Annotated in this window: 23 protein-coding genes; 12 read left to right on the top strand and 11 right to left on the bottom strand. The window is 72.0% G+C overall.

From position 1 onward, the window contains the following. Positions 1-27 precede the first annotated feature (27 nt). Genes E9998_RS19455 through E9998_RS19465 form a run of 3 tightly spaced genes read left to right on the top strand, consistent with a single transcriptional unit; the run spans position 28 to position 2,916 of the window. On the top strand, positions 28-936 hold the full coding sequence (locus tag E9998_RS19455; protein WP_204745550.1) for a carbohydrate ABC transporter permease: 909 nt from the start codon (positions 28-30) through the stop codon (positions 934-936). After that, the gene (locus E9998_RS19460) at positions 933-1,859 is read left to right on the top strand and encodes a carbohydrate ABC transporter permease (protein WP_136531365.1); all 927 of its coding nucleotides are present in this window, start codon (positions 933-935) and stop codon (positions 1,857-1,859) included. The genes E9998_RS19455 and E9998_RS19460 overlap by 4 nt, the downstream gene beginning before the upstream one ends. Positions 1,860-1,875: 16 nt before the next feature. Then, positions 1,876-2,916 (top strand): LacI family DNA-binding transcriptional regulator, encoded by a 1,041-nt coding sequence (locus E9998_RS19465; RefSeq protein WP_136531366.1) that lies wholly within the window; start codon positions 1,876-1,878, stop codon positions 2,914-2,916. Between the two features lie 51 nt (positions 2,917-2,967). Here the strand turns inward: E9998_RS19465 and E9998_RS25740 are convergent, their stop codons facing one another. After that, on the bottom strand, positions 2,968-3,111 hold the full coding sequence (locus E9998_RS25740) for a GPGG-motif small membrane protein (RefSeq protein WP_192907125.1): 144 nt from the start codon (positions 3,109-3,111) through the stop codon (positions 2,968-2,970). 150 nt (positions 3,112-3,261) lie between these two features. Between E9998_RS25740 and E9998_RS19470 the strand changes: the two genes are divergently transcribed. From E9998_RS19470 to E9998_RS19490, 5 genes are all read left to right on the top strand, one after another. Continuing rightward, entirely contained in the window at positions 3,262-4,803 is a 1,542-nt protein-coding gene (locus E9998_RS19470; protein ID WP_204745551.1) for a bifunctional 3'-5' exonuclease/DNA polymerase, read from the top strand. Between the two features lie 117 nt (positions 4,804-4,920). Beyond that, a complete protein-coding gene (locus tag E9998_RS19475; RefSeq protein WP_136531367.1) occupies positions 4,921-5,841 on the top strand; it encodes an ABC transporter ATP-binding protein in 921 nt (306 codons plus the stop codon). Further along, the gene (locus E9998_RS19480) at positions 5,838-6,659 is read left to right on the top strand and encodes an ABC transporter permease (RefSeq protein WP_136531368.1); all 822 of its coding nucleotides are present in this window, start codon (positions 5,838-5,840) and stop codon (positions 6,657-6,659) included. Before E9998_RS19475 ends, E9998_RS19480 begins: the two co-directional genes overlap by 4 nt. A gap of 10 nt (positions 6,660-6,669) precedes the next feature. Beyond that, on the top strand, positions 6,670-7,878 hold the full coding sequence (locus E9998_RS26850) for a sensor histidine kinase (RefSeq protein ID WP_136531369.1): 1,209 nt from the start codon (positions 6,670-6,672) through the stop codon (positions 7,876-7,878). Beyond that, positions 7,875-8,549, top strand: a complete 675-nt coding sequence (locus E9998_RS19490) for a response regulator (RefSeq protein WP_136531370.1) — start codon at positions 7,875-7,877, stop codon at positions 8,547-8,549. Before E9998_RS26850 ends, E9998_RS19490 begins: the two co-directional genes overlap by 4 nt. Before the next feature lie 83 nt (positions 8,550-8,632). Here E9998_RS19490 and E9998_RS19495 read toward each other — a convergent pair whose 3' ends face one another. Then, positions 8,633-9,160 carry a GNAT family N-acetyltransferase gene (locus E9998_RS19495; RefSeq protein WP_136531371.1) on the bottom strand — a complete coding sequence of 176 codons (528 nt, stop codon included), beginning with the start codon at positions 9,158-9,160 and terminating at the stop codon, positions 8,633-8,635. 132 nt (positions 9,161-9,292) lie between these two features. Between E9998_RS19495 and E9998_RS19500 the strand changes: the two genes are divergently transcribed. Together E9998_RS19500 and E9998_RS19505 are read left to right on the top strand one after the other, a co-directional pair. Next, positions 9,293-9,940: an HAD-IA family hydrolase gene (locus E9998_RS19500; RefSeq protein WP_136531372.1), complete on the top strand. Its 648-nt coding sequence runs from the start codon at positions 9,293-9,295 to the stop codon at positions 9,938-9,940. An 88-nt stretch (positions 9,941-10,028) separates the two neighbouring features. Then, complete coding sequence (locus tag E9998_RS19505; RefSeq protein WP_136531373.1) at positions 10,029-10,748, top strand: hypothetical protein; 720 nt, start codon at positions 10,029-10,031, stop codon at positions 10,746-10,748. 4 nt (positions 10,749-10,752) lie between these two features. On the opposite strand, the gene E9998_RS19510 is transcribed toward E9998_RS19505, so the two are convergent. The 3 genes from E9998_RS19510 to E9998_RS19520 all read right to left on the bottom strand — a co-directional run bounded on the left by E9998_RS19510 (position 10,753) and on the right by E9998_RS19520 (position 14,055). After that, positions 10,753-11,325 carry an SWIM zinc finger family protein gene (locus E9998_RS19510; RefSeq protein WP_136531374.1) on the bottom strand — a complete coding sequence of 191 codons (573 nt, stop codon included), beginning with the start codon at positions 11,323-11,325 and terminating at the stop codon, positions 10,753-10,755. Continuing rightward, positions 11,322-13,226 carry a DEAD/DEAH box helicase gene (locus E9998_RS19515; protein WP_204745552.1) on the bottom strand — a complete coding sequence of 635 codons (1,905 nt, stop codon included), beginning with the start codon at positions 13,224-13,226 and terminating at the stop codon, positions 11,322-11,324. The genes E9998_RS19510 and E9998_RS19515 overlap by 4 nt, the downstream gene beginning before the upstream one ends. A 430-nt stretch (positions 13,227-13,656) precedes the next feature. Next, on the bottom strand, positions 13,657-14,055 hold the full coding sequence (locus E9998_RS19520) for a hypothetical protein (protein WP_136531375.1): 399 nt from the start codon (positions 14,053-14,055) through the stop codon (positions 13,657-13,659). Positions 14,056-14,211: 156 nt separating this feature from the next. On the opposite strand from E9998_RS19520, the gene E9998_RS19525 reads away from it, so the two are divergent. Together E9998_RS19525 and E9998_RS19530 are read left to right on the top strand one after the other, a co-directional pair. Further along, positions 14,212-15,126, top strand: coding sequence for a sugar kinase (locus tag E9998_RS19525; protein WP_136531376.1), 915 nt, complete (start codon positions 14,212-14,214; stop codon positions 15,124-15,126). Continuing rightward, complete coding sequence (locus tag E9998_RS19530) at positions 15,123-15,722, top strand: bifunctional 4-hydroxy-2-oxoglutarate aldolase/2-dehydro-3-deoxy-phosphogluconate aldolase (RefSeq protein ID WP_240037689.1); 600 nt, start codon at positions 15,123-15,125, stop codon at positions 15,720-15,722. The genes E9998_RS19525 and E9998_RS19530 overlap by 4 nt, the downstream gene beginning before the upstream one ends. 50 nt (positions 15,723-15,772) lie before the next feature. On the opposite strand, the gene E9998_RS19535 is transcribed toward E9998_RS19530, so the two are convergent. The 6 genes from E9998_RS19535 to E9998_RS19560 form a co-directional block, all read right to left on the bottom strand. Next, positions 15,773-16,288, bottom strand: coding sequence for an adenine phosphoribosyltransferase (locus E9998_RS19535; protein WP_136531377.1), 516 nt, complete (start codon positions 16,286-16,288; stop codon positions 15,773-15,775). A gap of 99 nt (positions 16,289-16,387) precedes the next feature. After that, positions 16,388-16,618 (bottom strand): hypothetical protein, encoded by a 231-nt coding sequence (locus E9998_RS19540; RefSeq protein WP_136531378.1) that lies wholly within the window; start codon positions 16,616-16,618, stop codon positions 16,388-16,390. Positions 16,619-16,835: 217 nt separating this feature from the next. Further along, positions 16,836-17,702 (bottom strand): carbohydrate ABC transporter permease, encoded by an 867-nt coding sequence (locus E9998_RS19545; RefSeq protein ID WP_136531506.1) that lies wholly within the window; start codon positions 17,700-17,702, stop codon positions 16,836-16,838. Positions 17,703-17,707: 5 nt separating this feature from the next. Beyond that, the gene (locus E9998_RS19550) at positions 17,708-18,679 is read right to left on the bottom strand and encodes a carbohydrate ABC transporter permease (protein WP_136531379.1); all 972 of its coding nucleotides are present in this window, start codon (positions 18,677-18,679) and stop codon (positions 17,708-17,710) included. Between the two features lie 10 nt (positions 18,680-18,689). Next, the gene (locus E9998_RS19555) at positions 18,690-19,988 is read right to left on the bottom strand and encodes an ABC transporter substrate-binding protein (protein ID WP_136531380.1); all 1,299 of its coding nucleotides are present in this window, start codon (positions 19,986-19,988) and stop codon (positions 18,690-18,692) included. 271 nt (positions 19,989-20,259) lie between these two features. After that, a complete protein-coding gene (locus E9998_RS19560; RefSeq protein WP_136531381.1) occupies positions 20,260-21,465 on the bottom strand; it encodes an ROK family transcriptional regulator in 1,206 nt (401 codons plus the stop codon). Positions 21,466-21,604: the final 139 nt, after the last annotated feature.

Genomic DNA, 21,604 nt, shown 5'->3' on the forward strand with positions numbered 1-21,604 from the left:
GCCCGGCCCTCCCCCAGGGAGCGCCGCATGCACCGGCGCTACCGACTCGACCTGCACGCCTCCCCGTACCTGTACATCGCACCGTTCTTCGTGCTGTTCGCGGTGTTCGGGCTCTTCCCGCTCGCCTTCACCGCGTGGGTGTCCACGCACGAGTGGAGCCTGCTGTCCGACGAGCACGTGTTCGTGGGCACCGGCAACTACGAGGCGCTGCTGACCGACCCGTACTTCTGGAACGCCCTGGGCAACACGCTGTCCATCCTGGCGCTCGCCACCGTCCCGCAACTGCTCGCCGCGCTCCTGCTCGCGCACGTGCTCACCCTGCGGATGCGCGCGCAGACCTTCTGGCGCATGGGGATGCTCCTGCCCAACGTCGCCTCCGTCGTCGCCGTCGCCGTCATCTTCAGCCAGCTGTTCGGCCGCGACTTCGGGCTCGTCAACTGGATCCTCGACTCCCTCGGCGCGGGCCGCATCGACTGGCAGGCCGGCACCGCCAGCTCGCACGTCGCCATCGCGGTCATGGTGGCGTGGAAGTGGACCGGCTACAACGCCCTCATCTACCTCGCGGCCATGCAGGCGGTCCCCCGGGAGGTCTACGAGGCCGCCCACCTCGACGGGGCCTCCCGGATCCAGCAGCTGTTCCACGTGACCGTGCCGATGATCCGCCCGACGATCGTCTTCACCGTCATCGTCTCGACCATCTACGGGCTCCAGATCTTCGCCGAACCGCAGCTGTTCGGCGGCGGCGGGCCCAACGGGGTCACCGGCGGCGCCTCCCGCCAGTTCCAGACCCTCACCCTCTACCTGTACGAGCACGGGTTCAACCGCGGCTTCCAGTTCGGCTACGCCTCCGCCGTGGCCTGGACGATGTTCGCCGTCATCGTCCTCATCGCCCTCCTCAACTACCTGTTCATCCGCCGCATCAGGAGCAGCTCATGAGCCCCCGGACCCAAGCGACCGCCGAACGACCCGCACCGGCACCGGTCCCGCCCGCACCGGCGAAGCGGCCCGACCGCCGCGCCCGCGCCCGCCTGCGGCTCCTGCGCGAGCAGCCCGGCCGGCTCGCCTACCTCACGCTCGTGGCCGTCCTGTTCTTCTCCGGCTTCCCGCTCTACTACAGCTTCGTCGTCGCCTCCAAGGACAACTCGGCGCTCGCGCAGATCCCGCCGCCGGTGCTGCCGGGCGCGAACCTCGTCGACAACGTGCGGCGCGTCTTCGAGACCGTCCCCTTCGGCACCGCCCTGATCAACTCGGTGATCGTCAGCGGCGCCGTGACCGCCTCGGTCGTGTTCTTCTCCACCCTCGCCGGCTTCGCCTTCGCGAAACTGAAGTTCAAGGGCACCAAGGTCCTCCTGGTCACGGTCGTGGCGACGATGATGGTGCCGGTGCAGCTGGGCGTCATCCCGCTGTACATGCTCATGATCGAGCTCGAATGGACCGACACGCTGTGGGCGGTCATAGCCCCGGGCCTGGTGAACGCCTTCGGCGTCTTCTTCATGACCCAGTACCTGCGCGGCGCGCTCCCGGGCACGCTCATCGAGGCCGCCCGCATGGACGGCGCCTCCACGTTCCGGATCTTCTGGCAGATCGTCATGCCCGCCGCCCGCCCCGCCGCCGTCGTCCTGGGGGTCCTCACCTTCCTGACCGCCTGGAACGACTACTTCTGGCCGCTCATCGTCCTCTCCAGCCCCGACCGCTACACGGTGCAGGTGGCGCTGTCGACGCTCTCGGGCGGGTACGTCACCGACCAGTCGTTGGTGCTCACCGGGACGATGCTGGCTACGCTTCCTCTGCTGGCGGTGTTCGCGCTCTTGGGAAAGTACATGATCAGCGGGATCATGCAGGGCGCGGTCAAGGGCTGAGACGGAGGCGGACGGCATGCGGCGTTTGGATGCGGGCCCGGGCGGGCCGGTGCGGGGTCCCCGCCAGGGCCGACCCACCCTGGAGGAGGTCGCCGAGCGCGCGGGCGTCTCGCGCGCGACGGTCTCGCGGGTCGTCAACGGCCAGACCACGGTCGCCGAGGGCCTGCGGCGCGCTGTGGAGGCCGCCGCCGCGGAGCTGGGCTACGTGCCCCACGCCGCGGCCCGGTCCCTGGTGACCCACCGGACCGACTCGGTCGCGCTCATCCTCCCCGAGTCCCCGAACCGGGTCTTCTCCGACGACCAGTTCTTCCCCAGCGTCATCCGGGGCGTCGCCGGGGAGCTCGACGCGGCCGGGAAGCTCCTGGTGCTCTTGACGACCGGCTCGGCCGAGGCGAGGGAGCGCGCCGAGAGGTACGCCGTCGGCGGGCACGTCGACGGCGTCATGTTCGCCTCGCTCCACGACGCGGACCTGCTCCCCGAGCTCATGGTCCGCCGCGGGGTCCCCGTCGTGTGCAACGGCCTGCCCCAGATCGCCGCCCCGTGCGTCGACGTCGACCACGAGGGCGGGGTGCGGGCCGCGGTCGAGCACCTGCTCGCCAAGGGCCGCAGGCGCATCGCCACGATCGCCGGACCCCAGGACATGGTCGCCGGGCGCGCCAGGCTCGACGGCTACCGCGAGGCGCTCGAAGACGCCGACCGGCGCGCCGTCGTCGCCATCGGCGACTTCACTGCCGAATCCGGGCACGCGGGGATGCGGCGCCTCCTCGCCGACGAACCCGACCTCGACGCCGTGTTCGTCGCCTCCGACCTCATGGCGCACGGCGCGCTCCAGGCGCTGCGCGAGGCCGGGCGGCGCGTCCCCGAGGACGTGGCCGTCGTCGGCTTCGACGACATCGCACTCGCCACCTTCTGCGACCCGCCGCTCACCACCGTGCGCCAGCCGATCGTCGACATCGGCCGCCAGCTCGCGCGGACCATGCTGCGGCTCCTGGAGGGCCTGCCGGTCGAACCGCTCACGATCCTCCCGACCGAGCTGATCGTGCGCGAATCGGCCTGATCCGGACACGACCGCGGCCCGGGCGCTTCGAGCGCCCGGGCCGCGGTCCTGCTATGTGAACAGGCTCACCCCTCCGGGGCCGACCAGGAGGCCGACGATGATGACGACGATGCCGAGCAGGAGCTGTCCTCGGAAGATCATCACAATGCCGTAGACGACGAGGATGACCGCGAGGATCCAAAGTATCAATGCCATGGCACGGGTGTACCCATCGGAGCGCCGAATATGTCCACACTCGTGGGCGCGTTCACGGTCGAGTGAACGGACCGGAATGTCGCAGGGGCGTGATCCACTTGTGGTGTGGAGGTCGCGCTGGTGCTCGGAAGGGCGGGAGAGGGATGGACGATGCCCCTGCCCGGCGGCGCCGTCGCCTACCACCGCGACCTCGCCGCGGCCGTCAAGGAGGCCGAGTCCGGCGGCGAGCGGCCGCGCTGGGTCGTGGCCGACACCGCCGGGGACTACCCGCCGCTCATGGACGCCGGGGTGCGCCTCGACCGCTGCCGCGACCTGCGCCTGGCCGAGCGCGTCCTCTCGCGCGTCGAAGGCCGCGAGCCGCCCGCGCACGTCGTGGCGTCCGACCCCGACGCCGGGACCCTCTTCGAACGCGAGCCCGGCCCCGTGGACGGCCCCGGGCTCCTCGTGCGCCACCAGGCCGCCTGGCTCGACCAGTCCCGGCGCACCGCCGCCGCGGGACTGCCGGGCCTGGGCACGCTCCTGGCCGCCGAGTCCGCCGGGGGCCTCGTCGCCGCCGAGATGAGCCGCGCGGGCGTGCCCTTCGACCGCGGCGTCCACGACCGGCTCCTGCGCGACCTCCTCGGCCCCCGCCCCGCCAAGGGGATGCGGCCGCGGAAGCTCCAAGCGCTGGCCGACAAGGTCGTCGCCGCGTTCGGCCACCAGCTCAACCCCGACTCCACCAAGCAGGTCCTCGCGGCCTTCCACGCGGCCGGGCTCGACGTCAAGAACACGCACGCCTGGGAGCTCGCCTCCTTCGACCACCCCGCCGTCGAGGCCCTCAAGACCTACCGCGAGCACGCCCGGGTCTGGTCCGCGTTCGGCTGGAACTGGGCCGACACGTGGGTCGTCGGCGCCGGGGACGCGCAGGCCGGGCGCTTCCGGCCCGTGTACACCGTCGGCGGCGCCGACACCGGCCGGTGGGGCAGCGACGGCGGCGGGGCCCTCCAGCTCCCCCACGCCGTGCGCGAGGCGATCCGCGCCGAACCGGGCTGGAAGCTCGTCGCCGCCGACGCCGCCCAGCTGGAGCCGCGCCTGCTCGCCGCCATCAGCGGCGACGCGGCCATGATCGCAGCGACCGCCGCCGACGACCTGTACACCGAGCTCGCCCCGCGCCTGGGCGGCGAGCGCGGCAAGGCCAAGATCGCGCTCATCTCGGCGATGTACGGCGGCACCGCGGGCGACGCGGCGCAGCTCGTCCAGCTCATGAAGGACCGCTTCCCGGCCGCGTTCGAGCGCGTCGAGTCGGCGGCGCGCACCGGCGAGCGCGGCGGCCTGGTCCGCACCTGGCTGGGGCGCACCGCCCCGGCGCCCTCGGAGCGGTGGTGGCGGGCCCTCAACTCCGACGACGGCACGAAGGTCGCCACCTCGCGGGGCCGGTTCACCAGGAACTTCATCGTCCAGGGCACGGCGGCGGAGTGGGCGCTGGTGGTCATGGCGCTGCTGCGGCGGGAGCTGCACGAGGGCGGCATGGGCGAACTCGTGTTCTTCCTGCACGACGAGGTGATGGTCCACTGCCCGGCCGACAGGGCGGCGGAGGTCGGCGCGGCGATCGAGCGGGCGGCCGAGGGCGCGACGCGGACGCTGTTCGGCGACATGCCGGTGCGCATCCCGTTGCGGCCCAAGGCGGTCGACTCGTACGCGGAGGCGAAGTAGGGGCGGGCCGGGTTCGCGTCCCGGTCTCCGGTAGTAGTACTCAGGTACCACTCGGCCCCCGGAAGTTCGCTCTGGAAACCGATGAACGGGTGCTCGGCGGGCCGTAGCGTCGTCCTCATGATCGAAATCGAACATCTGACGAAGCGGTACGGCAAGAAGACCGCCGTGGACGACTTGACGTTCACCGTCAAGCCGGGCGTCGTCACCGGGTTCCTCGGGCCGAACGGCGCCGGGAAGTCCACCACGATGCGCGCCATCGTGGGCCTGGACGCCCCGACCGCAGGCCTCGCCCGCGTGAACGGCAGGCACTACTCGGAGTTCCGCTCCCCGCTCACCGAGGTGGGGGCGCTCCTGGAGGCGAAGTCGGTGCACGCCGGGCGCAGCGCCTACAAGCACCTGCTCGCCCTCGCCCGCACCCACGGCATCCCCAAGCGCCGCGTGCAGGAGGTCATCGACGTCGTCGGTCTCCACGAGGTGGCCGGCAAGCGCGTCGGCGGGTTCTCGCTCGGCATGGGCCAGCGCCTGGGCATCGCGGTGGCGCTGCTGGGCGACCCGGCGGTGCTCATCCTGGACGAGCCGGTGAACGGCCTCGACCCCGACGGTGTGAAGTGGATCCGGCTGCTGCTCAAGGGCCTGGCCGCGGAGGGCCGCACGGTCTTCCTCTCCTCGCACCTGATGAGCGAGCTGGCGCAGACGGCCGAGCACCTGGTGGTGATCGGGCAGGGCCGGCTCCTGGCCGACACGACGGTGGACGACTTCATCGCCGGCGACGGGAAGGCGCGCGTGCGGGTGGTCTCGCCCGACGCGGCGCGGCTGGCCGAGCACCTGGCCGGCCCGGGGGTCTCGATCGCGAGCCCGGAGAAGGGCGTCCTGGAGGTGTCGGGGACCGAGGCCGCCGTGGTGGGTCAGACCGCCGCGGCGCACGGGCTGGTCCTGCACGAGCTGCGCACCGAGCGCGGTTCCCTGGAGGACGCGTTCATGCAGTTGACGGCCGACGCGGTGGAGTACCGCCAGACCACGGAAGGGGCGAGTCGATGACCGCCGCTGTGATGACGGACGGGCCCGCGGTGTTCGCGCCGTCCGAGAAGTACCGGTTGAGCGCGGCGGGTCTGCTGCGTTCGGAGTGGACGAAGCTGTGGTCGCTGCGGTCCACGTGGATCGTGCTGCTGTGCGCGGTGGTGTTCAGCGCGGGGCTCGGCGCCCTGATCGCGGCGAGCATCCCGTCCGAGCAGGCGACCGGCGGGGCGGAGACGGCGCTCGGCGTGTCGATGTCGGGGGTGGGGCTCGCTTCGGTGTTCGTTGCGGTGCTGGCCATCCTCACGGTGACCGGGGAGTATTCGACGGGTTCGATCCGGTCGACGATGACGGCGGCGCCGAAGCGGCTGTCGGTGCTGTGGTCGAAGGCCGCGGTGTACGCCGCGGTGGTGGCGGTGCTGTTCACCGTGATGGTGTTCCTGACGTTCTTCATCACGCAGGCGCTGTTCGGGGACAACGGCCTGGGCGGGGTGTCGCTGTCGGACGACGGTGTGCTGCGCGCACTGTTCGGTTACGCGGCGATGATCGTGTACCTGGCGCTGCTGGCGTTGGGGATCGGTTCGATCCTGCGCAACTCGGCGGGGTCGATCGGGTTCTACATCGGCGTGATCATGATCCTGCCGCAGCTGGCGACGCTGCTGCCGTGGAACTGGGTGTCCGATGTGACGCCTTACGCGCCGGGGAACGTGATGAACACGATCATGCTGGTGGACCCGACGGGTGCCGAGGTCGGCCTGGGCGAGTCGTGGCTGTGGATGGGCGTCTGGCTGGTCGTGACGTACGGTCTGGCCGCGGTGCTGCTCAAGCGTCGCGACGTGTGAGACTGTCGCGGTGACCGAAGCGGTGACCGCTCCCCGCAAGCGGGGGCTGTGGCGGCGGATGTCGGAGTTCGACTCCCGGCATCCGCTGCTTTGGGATCTGTTCCCCTCCTTCCTGTACGTGTTCGTGCTGTGCGGCGGCGTGCTGGCGATGGCCGCGGGCGACCTGTCGATGCGCTATCCGGCGCTCCAGGTGGTCCTGGCCGTGGCGTACATGGCGCCGACGGTGTGGCGGCGGCGGTACCCGTTCGCGGTGATGCTGAGCCAGTTGGTGCCACTGGCGGTGGTGATCCCGTTGAACCTGACGGGGAACGGCGAGGGCCTGCTGAACGGCGCGGGCGCGATCGCGTTCACGGTGGTGCTGTACAACCTGGTGCTGCGGCGCCCGCTGCGGCTGCTGTGGTGGGCGACGCTGATATCAGTGGTGCCCTCGCTGCTGGACTGGCTGGTCAACTACGACCTGACGGTGGGGAGCTTCTTCGGGTTCTTCACGCCGACGGCGTTCTACTTCGGGTTCGTCGTCGCCATCGCGATGCTGGTGCGCACGCGGCGGGAGTTCCAGTCGAGCGAGCGCGACCAGGCGGCGCAGCAGGCGGTCGCGGAGGAGCGCAACCGGATCGCGCGGGAGATGCACGACATCATCGGCCACAACCTGGCGGTGATCAACGCGCTCGCCGACGGCGGGGCGTATGCGGCGGCCGCGGCGCCGGAGCGGGCGAAGGAGGCCCTGGAGGCGATCGGTCGCACGAGCCGGGAGGCACTGGGCGAGCTGCGGCGGGTGCTGTCGGTGCTCAAGGCCGAGGACGGCGAGGAGGTCGAGCTGGCGCCGCAGCCGGGTCTGTCCGATCTGGAGACGCTCATCGAGCGGGTCCGTGAGGCGGGTCTGCCGGTGACGGTGCGGATCTCCGGGGAGCACTGGGAGCTGTCGGAGAACCAGCAGTTGGCGGTGTACCGGACGGTGCAGGAGTCGCTGACGAACGTGTTCAAGCACGCGAAGGGCCCCAAGCGCGCGGAGGTGTCGCTGGAGTACCGGGACTCGGGTCTGGCGGTGACGGTGGTGAACACGGGGGCCCGGGTGGACGACGCGGGGACGCCGCGCGGTCTGGCGGGGCTGAGCGAGCGGGCCGCGGCGTTCGGCGGCACAATGGTGGCCGGGCCCGAGGCGTTCGGCGGTTGGCGTGTGGCGCTGTGGATGCCCCGCGACGGAAAGGAACACCCGTGACCACGTTGCTCATCGTGGACGATCACCCCTTGCAGCGCATGGGGTTTCGGATGCTCGTGGAGAGCCAGCCGGACCTGGTGGTGCTCGGGGAGGCCGACAACGGGGCGGACGCGGTGCGCCGCGCGACCGAACTGGGCCCGGACGTGGTGCTCATGGACGTGCGCATGCCGGGCGTGGACGGGATCGAGGCGACGCGCCGGATCATCGCGGCGGGCGGGCGCAGCCGGGTGCTGGTGCTGACGACGTTCGACCTGGACGAGTACGCGTACGCGGCGCTGCGCGCGGGCGCGAGCGGGTTCCTGGTCAAGGACGCCCGGCCCGAGGAGCTGCTGTCGGGCATCCGGGTGGTGGCCGCGGGGGACGCGGTGGTGGCGCCGAAGCTGACGCGACGCCTGCTCGACCGGTTCGCCGACCAGTTCCCGGTCGAGGGCGAGGCCGACGGGGCCGCCGCGGCCGAGCAGCTCGGCGTGCTCACCGAGCGCGAGCGGGAGGTGCTGACGGCGATCGGCCGGGGCTGGAACAACGCCGAGATCGCCGAGCGGTTCCACCTGGCCGAGTCGACGGTGAAGACGCACGTGGGGCGCATCCTCGCGAAGGTCGGCGCCCGCGACCGCGTGCAGGCGGTCATCTTCGCGTACAACACGGGCCTGGTCTCCCCCGACGCGCGCTGAGCGGGTCGGGTGCCGTTGTGATGGCCCGGTCGGTGCTCATGCGCGGTCACCGCGGCGGTCGGTCGGGGGCCGACGGAACCCCCTTACGGCGCCGTGGGCACCCAGTAGCGCAGTTTGGCGCCCCGCCGGTCCTCGAAGACACCGCCGTTGCGTTCGATGACCTTCCGCGAGCCGGTGTTGTCGGCGTCGCAGGTGATGAGGGCCTTCTCGATGCCGAGTTCGGCGGCGCGGGGCAGGGCGGCGGCGAGCATCGCGGTCGCGTGGCCCTGCCGGCGGGCGCTGGGGCGGATGTCGTAGCCGATGTGGCCGCCGATCTCGCGCAGGTGCTCGTTGAGGTGGTGGCGGATCGAGATGCGCCCCAGGTAGGTGTCGCCCTCGGTCCACCACAGCATGGTCATGGTGACGAAGTCCTCGGGGGCGACCGTCCGCCAGCGCCGTTCGAGTGCGAGGTACGAGGCGATCCAGTCGCGGGGGTCGCCAGGGTTGTCGCGGATCATCTCGCCGAGCAGGGACCGGTCGTCGGGTCCGCCGCGGCCTTCGGCGACGAACTCGCCCACGGCTTCGGCGAAGGAGTCGGTGAGTCGCTCGGTCGGGTCGCTGAGTCGGGCCATGCGTCGACCGTAGGGGCCGGTTCGGCTTGGGGCAACCCGATATCCGGGTGCGTTCGCAAAGGCGAGGGGGAAACGTAGCGCGTCGGACATGTTGCGCCGGTATCGTTGCCGGTCGGTTCGAGGAGGTTGCGCATGAACGGTGAGTTGGCGGCTTCGGTGCTGCTGTTCGACATGGACGGGACGCTGGTGGATTCGACCGCGTCGGTGGAGCGGGCGTGGGGGCGGTTCGCGGGGCGGCACGGGCTGGACGCGTCGGCGATCCTGGCGGTGGCGCACGGGCGCCCGACGATCGAGGTGGTGACGCAGTTCGCTCCCGCGGGCGTGGACCCGGTGGCCGAGACCGACCGGATCGAGTCCGAGGAGATCGACCGCACGGACGGGATCAGCGAGGTCCCCGGTTCGGCGGCGCTGCTGGGCTCGCTGGACCCGGCGCGGTGGGCGGTGGTGACCTCGGCGACGCGGGCGCTGACGCTGCGGCGGCTGGAGGCGGTGGGGATTCCGCTGCCGAAGGTGCTGGTGGCGGCCGACGACGTGGTGCGGGGCAAGCCCGATCCGCAGCCGTACCTCCAGGCGGCGCGGGCGCTGGGCTTCGAGGCGTCCGAGGCGGTGGTGTTCGAGGACGCCCCGGCGGGCCTGGAGTCGGCGAGGGCGGCGGGCGCCGCGCCGGTCGTGGTCGGCGGGTACCGGGGTCCGGCGGCCGAGGGGCTGCCGCGGGTGCCGGACATGGCGGCGGTGCGGGTGCGGGCGACCGACGGGGGCCTGGCGGTCTCGCTGTGCTGAGGTGTGTCGGCTTTCGGCTGTGTCGGCTTTCGGCTGTGTCGGCTTTCAGACATGGCCGTGTCCGACCGGGCGGCGCCTCGTTGACCGAGTGAACGCCGATCCCGAGGAGGAGCCCATGCCGCCGGCCTTCTATGACGTCCTAGCGCCGCTCATCGCGGACGAACCGCACACCGCCGGCTGGATGCTGGGCCTCGCCGGGGCGCGCTCCGCGCCGGTGGCGGGGGCGGTGACGCTGCTGCGGCCGGGCTGGCCGCGCTGGCCCGACCCCCACGACGCCGACGCGCAGGTGCGGTTGGAGTTCGCCGACGGGACGGCGCGGATCGCGGTGTGCAAGGTGCTGTCGGCGTGGAACGAGCAGATCCGCTACAGCCTGCCGGCGATCATGGGCTTCGCGTTCGAGGAGCACCGGCTGCCGGTGTGCGCGCTGCTGGTGTGCGGTTCGGACGCGCTGGCCGACCGGTACCGGGCGGGCGTGGACGTGGGCCCGGACAGCTTCATGGCGGTGACGGCGGTGGGCCCGGCCGGGTTCCCCGACCTGGCGACGTGCGCGGGTCCGTGGAGCGCGCCGACGGCGGTGGCCGCGGCGGCGGTGCGGCGCGGTCCGGCCGCGGGGATGGAGGAGCCGTTCGTGGCCGCGCTCGACCGGTGGCTGGGTGCCTTCGAGCCCGAGCGGGCGGCGGCCTACGCCGAGGGCCTGCTCGGGCTGCTGGACGCGGGATCGGCGCGGCTGCTGCGGGAGGTGGCCGGGTCCGGCGCCCGCCCCTACCATGCGGCGATGGGCGCGGCGCCGGCCGTCAAGGGTTCGTGAAGGCCTAGACCGGTTGGGCCGCTTCCATACTCGCGAGGCGTGCGGCCCTGAGGCGACCGGCGAGGTCGCGGGTGGGGCCGCCGCGAAGAAGCAGGACGAGCCACGGGTCGTCGTCCATCTTGGCGGCGCTGACGAGCGCGAGCGCCATGATGTGGGCGCAGACCTCGCGGTTGTCGGCGCACGGGCAGGCGGTGGTGATGCGGTTGTGGTCCTCGGTGACGAACTTCTTGGGCAGCAGGCGCATCCCGGTGTCGGCGAGGATGTCGTCGATGCGTTTGGGCAGGCGCCCGGCGAGGAGCCCGGCGACGCAGGAGGGCGACAGCGACAGGGCCGTCATGCCCGCGGCCCACGCCGAGGCGTTGTAGACGGGGATGTGGATCTCGGCCTCGTAGGTCTTGCCGTTGTCGGCGACGCGGCCGGTGACGGCGCCCGGGTCGATCTGGAGGCCGGTGACGGCGCCGTGCCCGGCGAGGGTGCGGCCCCGGACGATGCGCTGGTCGGGGTAGTTCAGGCCGATGGTCTCCAGGGCCCGCCACCATTTGCGGCCCCACCAGGTCCGGCCGTAGGGGTCGCTCACAGGTGGCCTCCGTCGTCGTCGAGTTCGATGAGCTTGCGCAGCTGGGAGTCGTCGAGTTCGCCCAGCCAGTCCTCGCCCGAGCCCACGACGGCGTCGGCGATGGCGCGCTTGCGGGCCAGCAGTTCGTCGACGCGCTCTTCGAGGCTGCCGGCGGTGACGAGCTTGTGGACGTGCACGGTGCGCGTCTGGCCGATGCGGTGGGCCCGGTCGGTCGCCTGGTCCTCCACGGCCGGGTTCCACCAGCGGTCGTAGTGGACGACGTGGGAGGCGCCGGTGAGGTTGAGGCCGGTGCCGCCCGCGCGCAGGGAGACCAGCAGGATCGCGGGGCCCTCGACGGTCTGGAACTCGTCCACGAGCCGGTCGCGGGCGGGCTGGTCGAGGCCGCCGTGCAGGAACGGCGCGGCCACGCCGAGCTCGTCGTGGAGGTGGCGCGAGAGCAGCTCGCCCATCTGCCGGTACTGGGTGAAGATGAGGGCCTTGGCGCCCTCGTCGACGACCTCGGTGAGCATCTCGGTGACGCGGTCGAGCTTGCCGGAGCGCTCGGCCAGTCCCCCGCCGCCCTCGCCGACGTACTGGGCGGGGTGGTTGCAGATCTGCTTGAGGCGCGTCAGGAGCTTGAGGACGCGGCCGCGGCGGGTGATGCCGTCGCCCAGGCCCTCGTCGAAGGCCTCGCGGATCGCCTCCTTGTAGAGGCCGGCCTGCTCGTCGGTCATGGTGCAGGCCACGACCGCCTCGATCTTCGGGGGCAGGTCGGCGGCGACGTCCTCTTTCATGCGGCGCAGCACGACCGGGTCGATGCGGGCGCGCAGGACCGCGGCCGAGACCGGGTCGCGCCCGATCTCGATCGGGTCGGCGAAGCGGCGCTTGAAGTCGGCCTGGCCGCCCAGGAGCCCGGGGTTGACGAACTCGGAGATCGACCACAGCTCGGCGAGGTGGTTCTCCACGGGCGTGCCGGTGAGGGCGACGCGGACGCGGCCGGTGAGGTCGCGGACGGCCCCGGCGGTGCGCGAGCGGTGGTTCTTGATCGCCTGCGCCTCGTCGATGACGATGGTGTCGAAGGCGATCGAGCGCAGGAGCTTGAGGTCGCGCAGCGCGATCGAGTAGGAGGTGACGACCACGTCCGTCTCGGTCAGCGGGTCCGCGACCCGGCTCCGGGAGGGCCCGTGGTGCAGGTGCACCGTCAGCTGCGGCGCGAAGCGGGCGATCTCGCGCTGCCAGTTGCCGACCAGCGAGGTCGGGCAGACCACCAGGTGCGGGCCGTTGCCCGCGCGGCGCACCAGCAGGCCGATCGACTGGAGGGTCTTGCCCAGACCCATGTCGTCGGCGAGGATGACGCCCGCGCCGCCCTCGGCGGCCGCTTCGAGCCAGGCGATGCCGTGGGCCTGGTACTTGCGCAGGTCGGCGTTGACGCGGACCTCGCCGGGGTCGGAGTGCTGGGCGGTGATGAGCCGCAGGTTGAGCCCCGAGTCCGAGCGCAGCAGCTCGGTGAAGGACTCCACGAAGGCGCCGACGAGCGCCTTCGCGGTCCACACGTGGCCCTCGGAGTGCGGCACCGAGTGGCCCTCGGCGGGCAGCTCGGCGGCGATGCGGTCGAGGTCGTCGAACTTGTCGTCGTCCACGGCGTTCGCGATGCGCGCCCAGACCACCACCGACTCGGTGACGTCCGGCCGCGAGGCGATGCGGGTGAGCGCGGGCAGGACCGGCCGCACCGGCATCGAGACGCCCTCGACGTAGCGCAGGTCGCGGTCGACGTAGAGCTCGGCCTCCACCGGGTCGCCCGGGGGCAGGCCCAGCTCGGCGACCGCCGCGCGCGGATTCGCGCCGCCGTAGAACAGCAGCCGCCCGTCCGCCGGCGAGGCGTGGTCGGGCAGGAAGGTGGCGTGCAGTTCGCTGGGTGGCAACGAGGCTCCTACTGGTCAACGGCAGACGTGCCATTTTGCCACAAGCGCGGGCCCGAACCCAAACGCGCGGGCGGCGGCGAACCGTTGCGAAGCGGCTGAAAAGGCACCGGGGGCGGTGGGGGCGCGAGGGCTTCGTCACGGAAACGGGGCGGGCTCGACCGGTGCCGTCCCCCGGCCGCGCCACGCGGCCGGGCGGCCCCGGGCGGGCCCGCCCCGTCAACCCCAGAGCAAAGTCCAGGCGGAGGCGTCCCGTCCGGCGTCCGCCGGAGGGCGGCGCGGTCCGGGCCGCGGGGCGGCCGCGGCGCCGCGCGGCTCCGCATCGAGGTCGACTCGACATCCGTCCACACGGAAGGATGTTCGAACGTGTCGACTTTATCGGTAATCTTCGCACAGTGTCAATCCCCGAACCGACATCGGCGCACAGCGGGGGTCAGGTCGCGGGGCAGCGCAGCGCGAGGTCGAAGGCGGCGGGGTCGCGGAAGTCCGACATGGCCTCGTCCAGCGACTCCGGCTCGGCCGCGACGATCGCCTGCGCCTGCTCGCCGTAGCCGGCGACCAGGGCCTTGAGCTCGCCGTCGGCGATCTCGGCGCCGAGGGCGTCGATGCGGTCGAGGGCGGCGTCGATCGTGGCCGCGTCGGCGCCCGCTGCGACCTCCAGGGCCTCGCGGGCGCGCCCGCAGTCGGCCGCGTACCGCTCGTCGTCGCGCTCGGGCCCGAGGTCGCCGGGGTCGGCCGGGTCGACGCCGCCGAGGCACTCGGTGAGCATCCACAGCACCACGAGGACGCCGATGGTCCAGGCGAAGATCTTGAGGAGACGGAAGTCGGTCACGGACGCCTCCAGGAGTCGGAGCCTGAGGGTCAATGCTACGCGAGACGAGCGGCGCACCGGCTTTGTGAATACGCTTGCCAACCGGTAGGCTGGGGCCCGTCCCACCCCCCGCCCGCGGCGCCCGGTGAACCGCGGCAGCCGTAGATCAGGAGCCCCATGGACGTGCTGTGCCTGGGCGAGTCGATGATCGTCCTCGCCCCCGCCTCCGCCGGCCCCCTGCGCACCGCCGTGGACTTCCACGCCGGCACCGCCGGAGCCGAGTCCAACGTGGCGATCGCCCTGGCCCGCCTCGGCGCCCGCGCCGCCTGGACCGGCCGACTCGGCGACGACCCCTTCGGCCACCGCATCCGCGACCACCTCGCCGAATCCGGCGTGGACGTCTCCGGCGCCGCGATCGCACCGGGCGCGCCCACCGGCGTCTACTTCAAGGACCCCGGCCCCCAGGGCACCACCGTCCACTACTACCGGCGCGGCTCCGCCGCCTCCACCATGGGCCCCGGCCACCTCGCCGACGCCCCCGCGCCCCGCATCCTCCACCTCTCGGGCATCACCCCGGCGCTGTCGGCCTCGTGCGCGGCGCTCGTGGAGGAACTCGTCGTCGGCCGCGCCCTGGCGCCCGCGCAGGTGAGCTTCGACGTCAACTACCGGCCCGCCCTGTGGCCGGTCGCCGAGGCCGGACCGGTGCTCGCGCGCCTGGCCGACGCCGCCGACATCGCCTTCGTCGGCCTCGACGAGGCGCAGACCCTGTGGGGCGTCGAGACCCCCGAGGACGTGCGCAAGCTCCTGCCGAACACGGGAATGCTCCTGGTCAAGGACGGCGGCAACGGCGTCACCGCCTTCGAGGGCGAGACCGCGAACTTCGCCCCGGCCCCGCCGGTCGACGTGGTCGAACCGGTCGGCGCCGGCGACGCCTTCGCGGCCGGATTCCTCTACGGCCGCTTGCAGGGCGCCACCGTGCACGCCGCCCTGCGCCTGGGCCACCGGCTCGCCGCCGGGGCCCTCCAGACCGTCGGGGACCTCGCGCCCCCGCCGCCGCCCGAAACCGTCCGAGCCCTCCTGGAGGACCAGTGACCCTAGACCAAGGCGCCTACTTCGACCGCCTCTTCGCCGGCCAGCGCGTCATGGCGATCTGGCGGGGCCTGCCCGCCGACGAGACCGTGGCGCTCTCCGAGCAGGTGTGGGACGCCGCGATCGACCTCGTGGAGGTGCCGATCGGGCGGCCGGGCCAGGAGGCGTCCCTCGCCGCCGCCGTCACCGCGGCCGCGAAGCGCGGCCACGAGGTCGGCGCGGGCACGGTCGTGTCGGTCGCGCACGTCGAGCGGGCCGCCGCCGCGGGCGCCGCGTACACCATCGCGCCGGGCCTGAACCCGGCCGTCGTGGAGGCCTCGCACGAGGCCGGTCTGCCGCACCTGCCGGGCGTGGCGACCGCCAGCGAGGTCGCGCTCGCGCTCGACCTGGGCTGCCGGTGGGTGAAGGTCTTCCCGGCCTCGTCGCTGGGGAAGGACTGGTTCAAGGCGATGGCCGGGCCGTTCCCGGACGTGCGGTTCGTCGCCACCGGCGGGGTCGGTCCCGACGAGGTCGACGCCTATCTGGCGGCGGGCGCCTCGGTGATCGGCATGGGTTCGGCGCTGGCCGACCCGGCGAACCTGGAGAAGCTGCTCAAGTAGTCGACACGGCGAAGGCGCGGCGTGATCGCACGCCGCGCCTTCGCCGTGTCTCAGAGCTTGCCGAGGAGGGAGACGACGGGGTAGCCGTCGAGGCGGTCGCGGCCGGAGAGGGCGGCGATCTCCAGGAGGGCGGCGCAGGCGGCGACGGTGCCGCCGAGGCCTTCGACGAGGCGGACGCCGGCGGCCATGGACTCGCCGGTGGCGATGACGTCGTCGACGAGGAGGACTCGGTCGCCGGGGCGGACGGCGTCGGCGTGGAGTTCGACGCGGACTTCGGCGTACTCGCCGCGGTAGGTCTCGACGGCGGCGGGGCGCGGGAGCTTGCCGGCCTTGCGGATCGGCAGGAGTGGGGTGCCGGTGCGGTCGGCGAGGGGCGCGGCCCACAGGAAGCCGCGGGCGTCGAAGGCGGCGATGGCGTCGTAGGGGTGCGCCGAGCAGGCCTCCTGGAGGCGGTCGACGGATTCGCGGAACGCCTCGGGGGCGGCCAGGAGGGGCGTGATGTCGCGGAAGCCGACCCCCGGTTCGGGGAAGTCGGGCACGACGGGCACGTATTCGGTCAGGTCCACAGCGGCAACCCTAGCCGGTGGGCGGGGCCGGGACCGGGGACTGCGGCGGGTGACACGGCGGGCGCCCCCGGCCGTTGCAGCCGGGGGCGCCACCGGTCGCTACGCGGGGACGCCCTGGCGGGCCTGGACGGCGTTGACGACGAGGTTCTGCTGGGCCTGGAGGTAGCACAGGTTGGTGCCGGCGACGAAGCACAGGAGGGTGGCGATGCCGGTGCTGAAGGTCGGGGTCAGGCCCGCGGCCTGTTGCTCGGCGCGGATCGAGGCGCAGAGCTTGAACCAGTTGATGATGGGCACGATGTAGAGGGTGATGAAGCCGAAGAGGATCCACACGACGAGGCTGGCGCCGCTGACGTTCTTCGGGTTGTTGGGGTTGACGCCCTTGATCTGGGCGGCGAGCTTGGGTGGACTCCTTGTGAAAGGGGAACGGGGCTGGGCGCAGCGGGCGGCCGCGGGAGGTGTCCCGCGGCCGCCTTGGGCTCGCTGGCCTATGTGGCGCTCACGTTAGCATCCTCGAACGTCGTGTTTGGAGGACGGCTCGCGTTTCTGATCAGCCCTTCAGCCCGGTCTGGGCGACGCCTTGCACGAGGAACCGCTGGAGGAACAGGAAGACGAACACGAGCGGGAAGATCGCCACGAGTGCGGCCAGGAACAGCTGCGAGAGGCTGACGGTCTGCGCGGTGAGGAACGTCGACAGTGCGACCTGGACGGTCCAGGAGTCGGGCGAGCGGCCGATGACCAGGGGCCACAGGAACGAGTTCCAGGCGCCCACGAAGGTGATCACGGCGATCGCGGCGAGGAAGTTCCCGGAGTTGGGGATCACGATGCGCCAGAAGGAGCCCCAGTAGCCGAGGCCGTCGACGCGGGCGGCCTCCTCCAGTTCCCTGGGGAAGCCGAGGAAGTACTGGCGGCACAGGAACGCCACGAAGCCGTTGAAGAGCGTCGGGATGATCAGGCCGCGGAAGTCGGAGATCCATCCGAGGCTGGAGACCATGACGAAGCTGGGCACGAAGGTGACGGCGCTGGGGATCATGAGGGTCGCCAGCACCGCGTAGAACACCTTGTCGGCGTGGCGGTAGGGGATGCGGGCGAGCCCGTATCCGGCGGTGGTGCACAGCAGGAGGGTGCCCGCGGTGCTGGCGACGGCGACGACGGCCGAGTTCACCAGGCTCCGGGCCATGGGGACCGCGGGGTCGGCGAAGAGGTTCGGGAGGTTCTCCCAGCTCGGCGCGGAGGGGAACCACATCCAGCCGGGCGCGGTGATCTCGGCGTCGGTCGCGAAGGCGTTGCGGACGATGAGGTAGAAGGGGACGAGGAAGAGGACGGCCAGGACCGACAGGATGACGAGGTTCGCCGCGCGGGCGCCCTTGGAGCCGAGGCCGGGCTCGTACCCGGGTCTGGTCTTCGCGGTCGTCATGGCGCTCACCGCCCTTCCTTGTTGCCGAACCCGAGGAGCCTGCCCTGCAGGAGGGTCACGATCGCGATGATGAGCGCCAGGATGAGGGCCCCGGCGGAGCCGCGGCCGAGGTCCTGCTGGGTGCCCAGCGCGGTGTAGTAGAGGTAGACGAGCGGGGGCCGGGCGTAGGCCTGGTTGCCGATGAGGTTCACGAACTCGTCGAAGGCCTGGTAGGCGGCGATGAGGATGAGCATGACGACGGCGACGGACGTGGCCCTCAGCTGCGGCAGCGTGATGTGCCAGAAGGTCTGGCGGCCGGGCTTGGCGCCGTCGACGTAGGCGGCCTCGTAGAGGTGGGCGGGGATCTGCTGGAGCGCGGCGATGAACAGGATCATGTAGAAGCCGCACTGGATCCACAGGCGCAGACTGACGATGACCAGCCAGTACCAGGGCGGGTCGGGGTTGAACAGCCATGCGACGTCGTCGACGCCGAACAGGTCGAGGACGGCGTTCGCCAGGCCGTAGCGCACGCCGTTGAAGATCGACATTTTCCACACCAGCGAGGCGACCACGTAGGAGCAGGCGAAGGGCAGGAAGAACACCGAGCGGAAGAACGCGCGCGCGAACCGCACCCGGTCGAGCAGGAGCGCCAGGCCCAGCGAGCAGGCGAAGGTGAGGGGGACGATGAACGCGGCGAAGACCGAGAAGGTGACGAGGCTGTCGAGGAAGGCCTGGTCCTGGAGCATCCGCGTGTAGTTGCCGAAGCCGACGAAGTCCTCCGACAGCGGCGTGACGGTGTTGGTCGCGTCGAAGAACGAGAGGTAGGCGCTCCAGGCCACCGGGACGACGGTGAAGACCGCGAGCCCGGCGAGGAAGGGGCCGGTGAAGGCCCAGAAGGCGAGGGCGGTGCGCCGGCGGCCCGAGCGGCGGGACCGGGGACGCTGGTCCCCGGTGCCCGCCCTGTCGGTGTCCGCGGCGGCTGCCGGTGAGACTGCCACGGTGGACCGCCTAGCCGAAGATGGCGTCGAGCTCGGTCTGGATGGTCGCCGCGGCGGTGTCGAACTCCGCCGACGGGTCGTTGCCCTCCAGGACGATGTTGGTCATCATGTCGTCCACGGCGAGCTCCATGGTGGGCGTCCAGTTGGGGTTCTCGGCCCAGCCGAACTCCTCGGAGATGCGCACGGCCTCGGCGGCGGGGCCCTCGGCGAGCTGGTCGGCCTCGCCGCGCATGGACAGGCGCGGGGGGATGTGGAAGCCGTAGGAGAGGTTCCAGTCGAGGATGAACTCCTCGTGGTCGACCCACAGCCACTTGACGAAGGCCTTGGCCTCGTCCACCTTGGCGGACTTGGCGTTGACGAACGTGTCCCAGCCGCCGTTGAAGACCGTGGGCGTCCCGGTGCCGAAGGCCGGGAAGGGGATCACGGCGATGTCGTCGCCGTGGGCCTCGATGATCTGCGGCAGGGCCCACAGGCCGCACCACTGGATCGCGCACAGCTCCTGGATGATCGAGGACGGGTCCCAGGCCTCGGTGGGCGCTCCGATGAGGAGCGAGGAGGAGTCGTGGAGCGCCTTGACCTGGAGGGCCCCGGCGATGACGGTGTCCTTGTCGAAGCCGATCTGATTGTCCTCGGTGAGGAGGGTCTGCCCGGCGGAGAAGACGATGGGCTGGAAGAGCTTGGTGGCCGAGTCGTCGTTGCCGAGGAACAGGCCCTTGACGTCGTCGGTGGTCAGGTCCGCGGCGGCGGCCATGAGCTCCTCGAAGGTGGTCGGCGGGGTGACGCCCGCGCCGTCGAGGAGGGAGGGGCGGTAGTAGAGGAACTGCGGGTCGTCGATCATGCGGACGCCGTAGACCTTGCCGTCGATCGTGTTGCGCGCCAGGTCGTCGGGCGTGTAGTCGTCGAGGACGTCGGCGAGGATGTCGTCGAGGGGGACGACCTGGCCGCTCTCGACCATCGCGCGGTTGAGGTGGCCTTCGAAGACGTCGGGGTAGTCGCCCTCCTTCTCGGCGAGCAGGCCCGAGGAGAGGGCGGTGTCGTAGTCGCCGGGGATCCAGTTGATGGTGACGGTGGCGTCCTCGTAGGCCGCGGCGTACTTCTCGGCGGCCTGCTGGGTGCCCTGCTCGCCGTACTGGTGGTACCACTGGGAGAGCTGGACGCCGTCGCCGGAGCCGCGGCCGGTGTTGGAGCCGCAGGCCCCGAGGACGCCGGCGCCCGCGGCGAGGCCGCCGAGCGCGAGCATCCGGCGGCGGTTGAGCGCCGGACCGGCGAGCGCTTGCTTGAAGGGGTGGTCGTTGCGGAAGGCAACCATGCTCAGCTCCTCGCTGCATTGAGAGGTGTGACGTGCTCCCGCGTGGCGCCGAGTCAAGGGCGGAGCCGCATCGGGGATTCGACACATGTCGATTCGCCTCCCAGTGTCGTCATCGCCGCGCACTTTGTCAATGGGTTGGAGTAAGTGGTCTCGAAACAAGTTCGATTGGGAGCGCTCACGGTGTTCGGGCAGCGTGCGACGGGCAGGGCACGGCGAGAGGCGCCCCGGGGACCGGGGCGCGACGACCTGGCGGCGGCGGCGAAACCTCAGGTCAGCGGCGGCTGCGGGAGCCCACCGTGTTCAACCGGCTGAGGTGGCCCTCCAGGGCCAGCGCCGCCGCGCCGAGCGAGACCATGTTCCGCTCCTGCTGGTTCCGCTTGAGCCGCACGGCCTTGAGCGGGGCCTCCATGGCGTGGGCGGGCAGGCGGCGCTCGACCTCGGGGACGAGCGCGTCGCCGAGGGCGCCGGTGACCCAGCCGTCGAAGACCACGAGGTCGGGGTTGACGAGGTTGACGAGGTTCGCCACGCCCGCGGCGAGGTACTCGGCGACGGTCTCGACGGTGCGCACCGCGGAGGGCTCCCCGGCCTTCCAGGCGGCCGCGAGAGCGGCCATGGCCTCGGTCTGCGACCCGGCGGCGGCCCTGCCGTCGAGCTGGGCCCACTGCCACAGGATCGCCGGAGCGCCCACGTAGGCCTCGATGCAGCCCTTGGCGCCGCAGCGGCACTGGGGCCCCGCGGGGTTGATGGTGGTGTGGCCCCACTCCCCCGCCGAGTTGGTGGCGCCGCGGTAGAGCTGCCCGGAGAAGGCGAGGCCGGCGCCGACGCCGGTGCCGAGGATGAGCACGGCGAAGCGCTCGACCCCGCGGCCGTCGCCGAACCACAGTTCGCCGACGGTGATGGTCTTGAGCGGGTTGTCGAGGTAGATCGGGACGTCCAGTCGCAGGCGGTCGGCGAGCATCTGCCGGAAGGGCACGTCGTGCCAGTTCCAGTTGGGGGCGAAGCCGGAGACGCCCCAGGCGACGTCGACCTGGCCGGGCAGGCTGACGCCGAGGCCGAGGATCTCCCGCTCCCCCAGGCGTTCGCGGACCCGGTCGAGGGCGGCGGCGATGTGGCCGATCACCTGCTCTGGGCTGTTCTCGCTGACCTCCATGCGCTCCTCGGCCCGATCGACCACGGTCAATGCGAGGTCGTAGACTTCGAGGTGCACGTAGGTCTCGGCGACGTCCACGCCGATCATGACCCCGCCGCCGGTGTTCGGCGCCAGGAGCGCCCGCGGGCGCCCGCCTCCGGAGTCCTCGCGGCCCACTTCGACGACGACGCCGAGTTCGATCAGGTCGGTCACCAGGTTCGAGACGGTGGCGACGCTGAGGTCGGTGGCCCGTGCGAGGATCTGCCGCGACGTGGGCGCGTCCGCGATGAGGTGCCGCAGCACCGCGAAGCAGTTGCGGAGTCGGATGTCGCGCGAGGTGGACTTCATGGCTGCATACTACGACGCGCCCGCGCCTTTGTAAATGGGTTAGACTAAGGGGTGGCCCGCCGGTCCGGGCACGATCGGCAGGGTCGAGGAGGCGCCGCCGGTCGCCCGAGCGGATATGCTCGCCGCGATCACGACCGGC

Origin of the sequence: Glycomyces paridis, assembly GCF_004912155.1 — a bacterium.
In the GTDB taxonomy this organism is placed as follows: domain Bacteria; phylum Actinomycetota; class Actinomycetes; order Mycobacteriales; family Micromonosporaceae; genus Glycomyces; species Glycomyces paridis.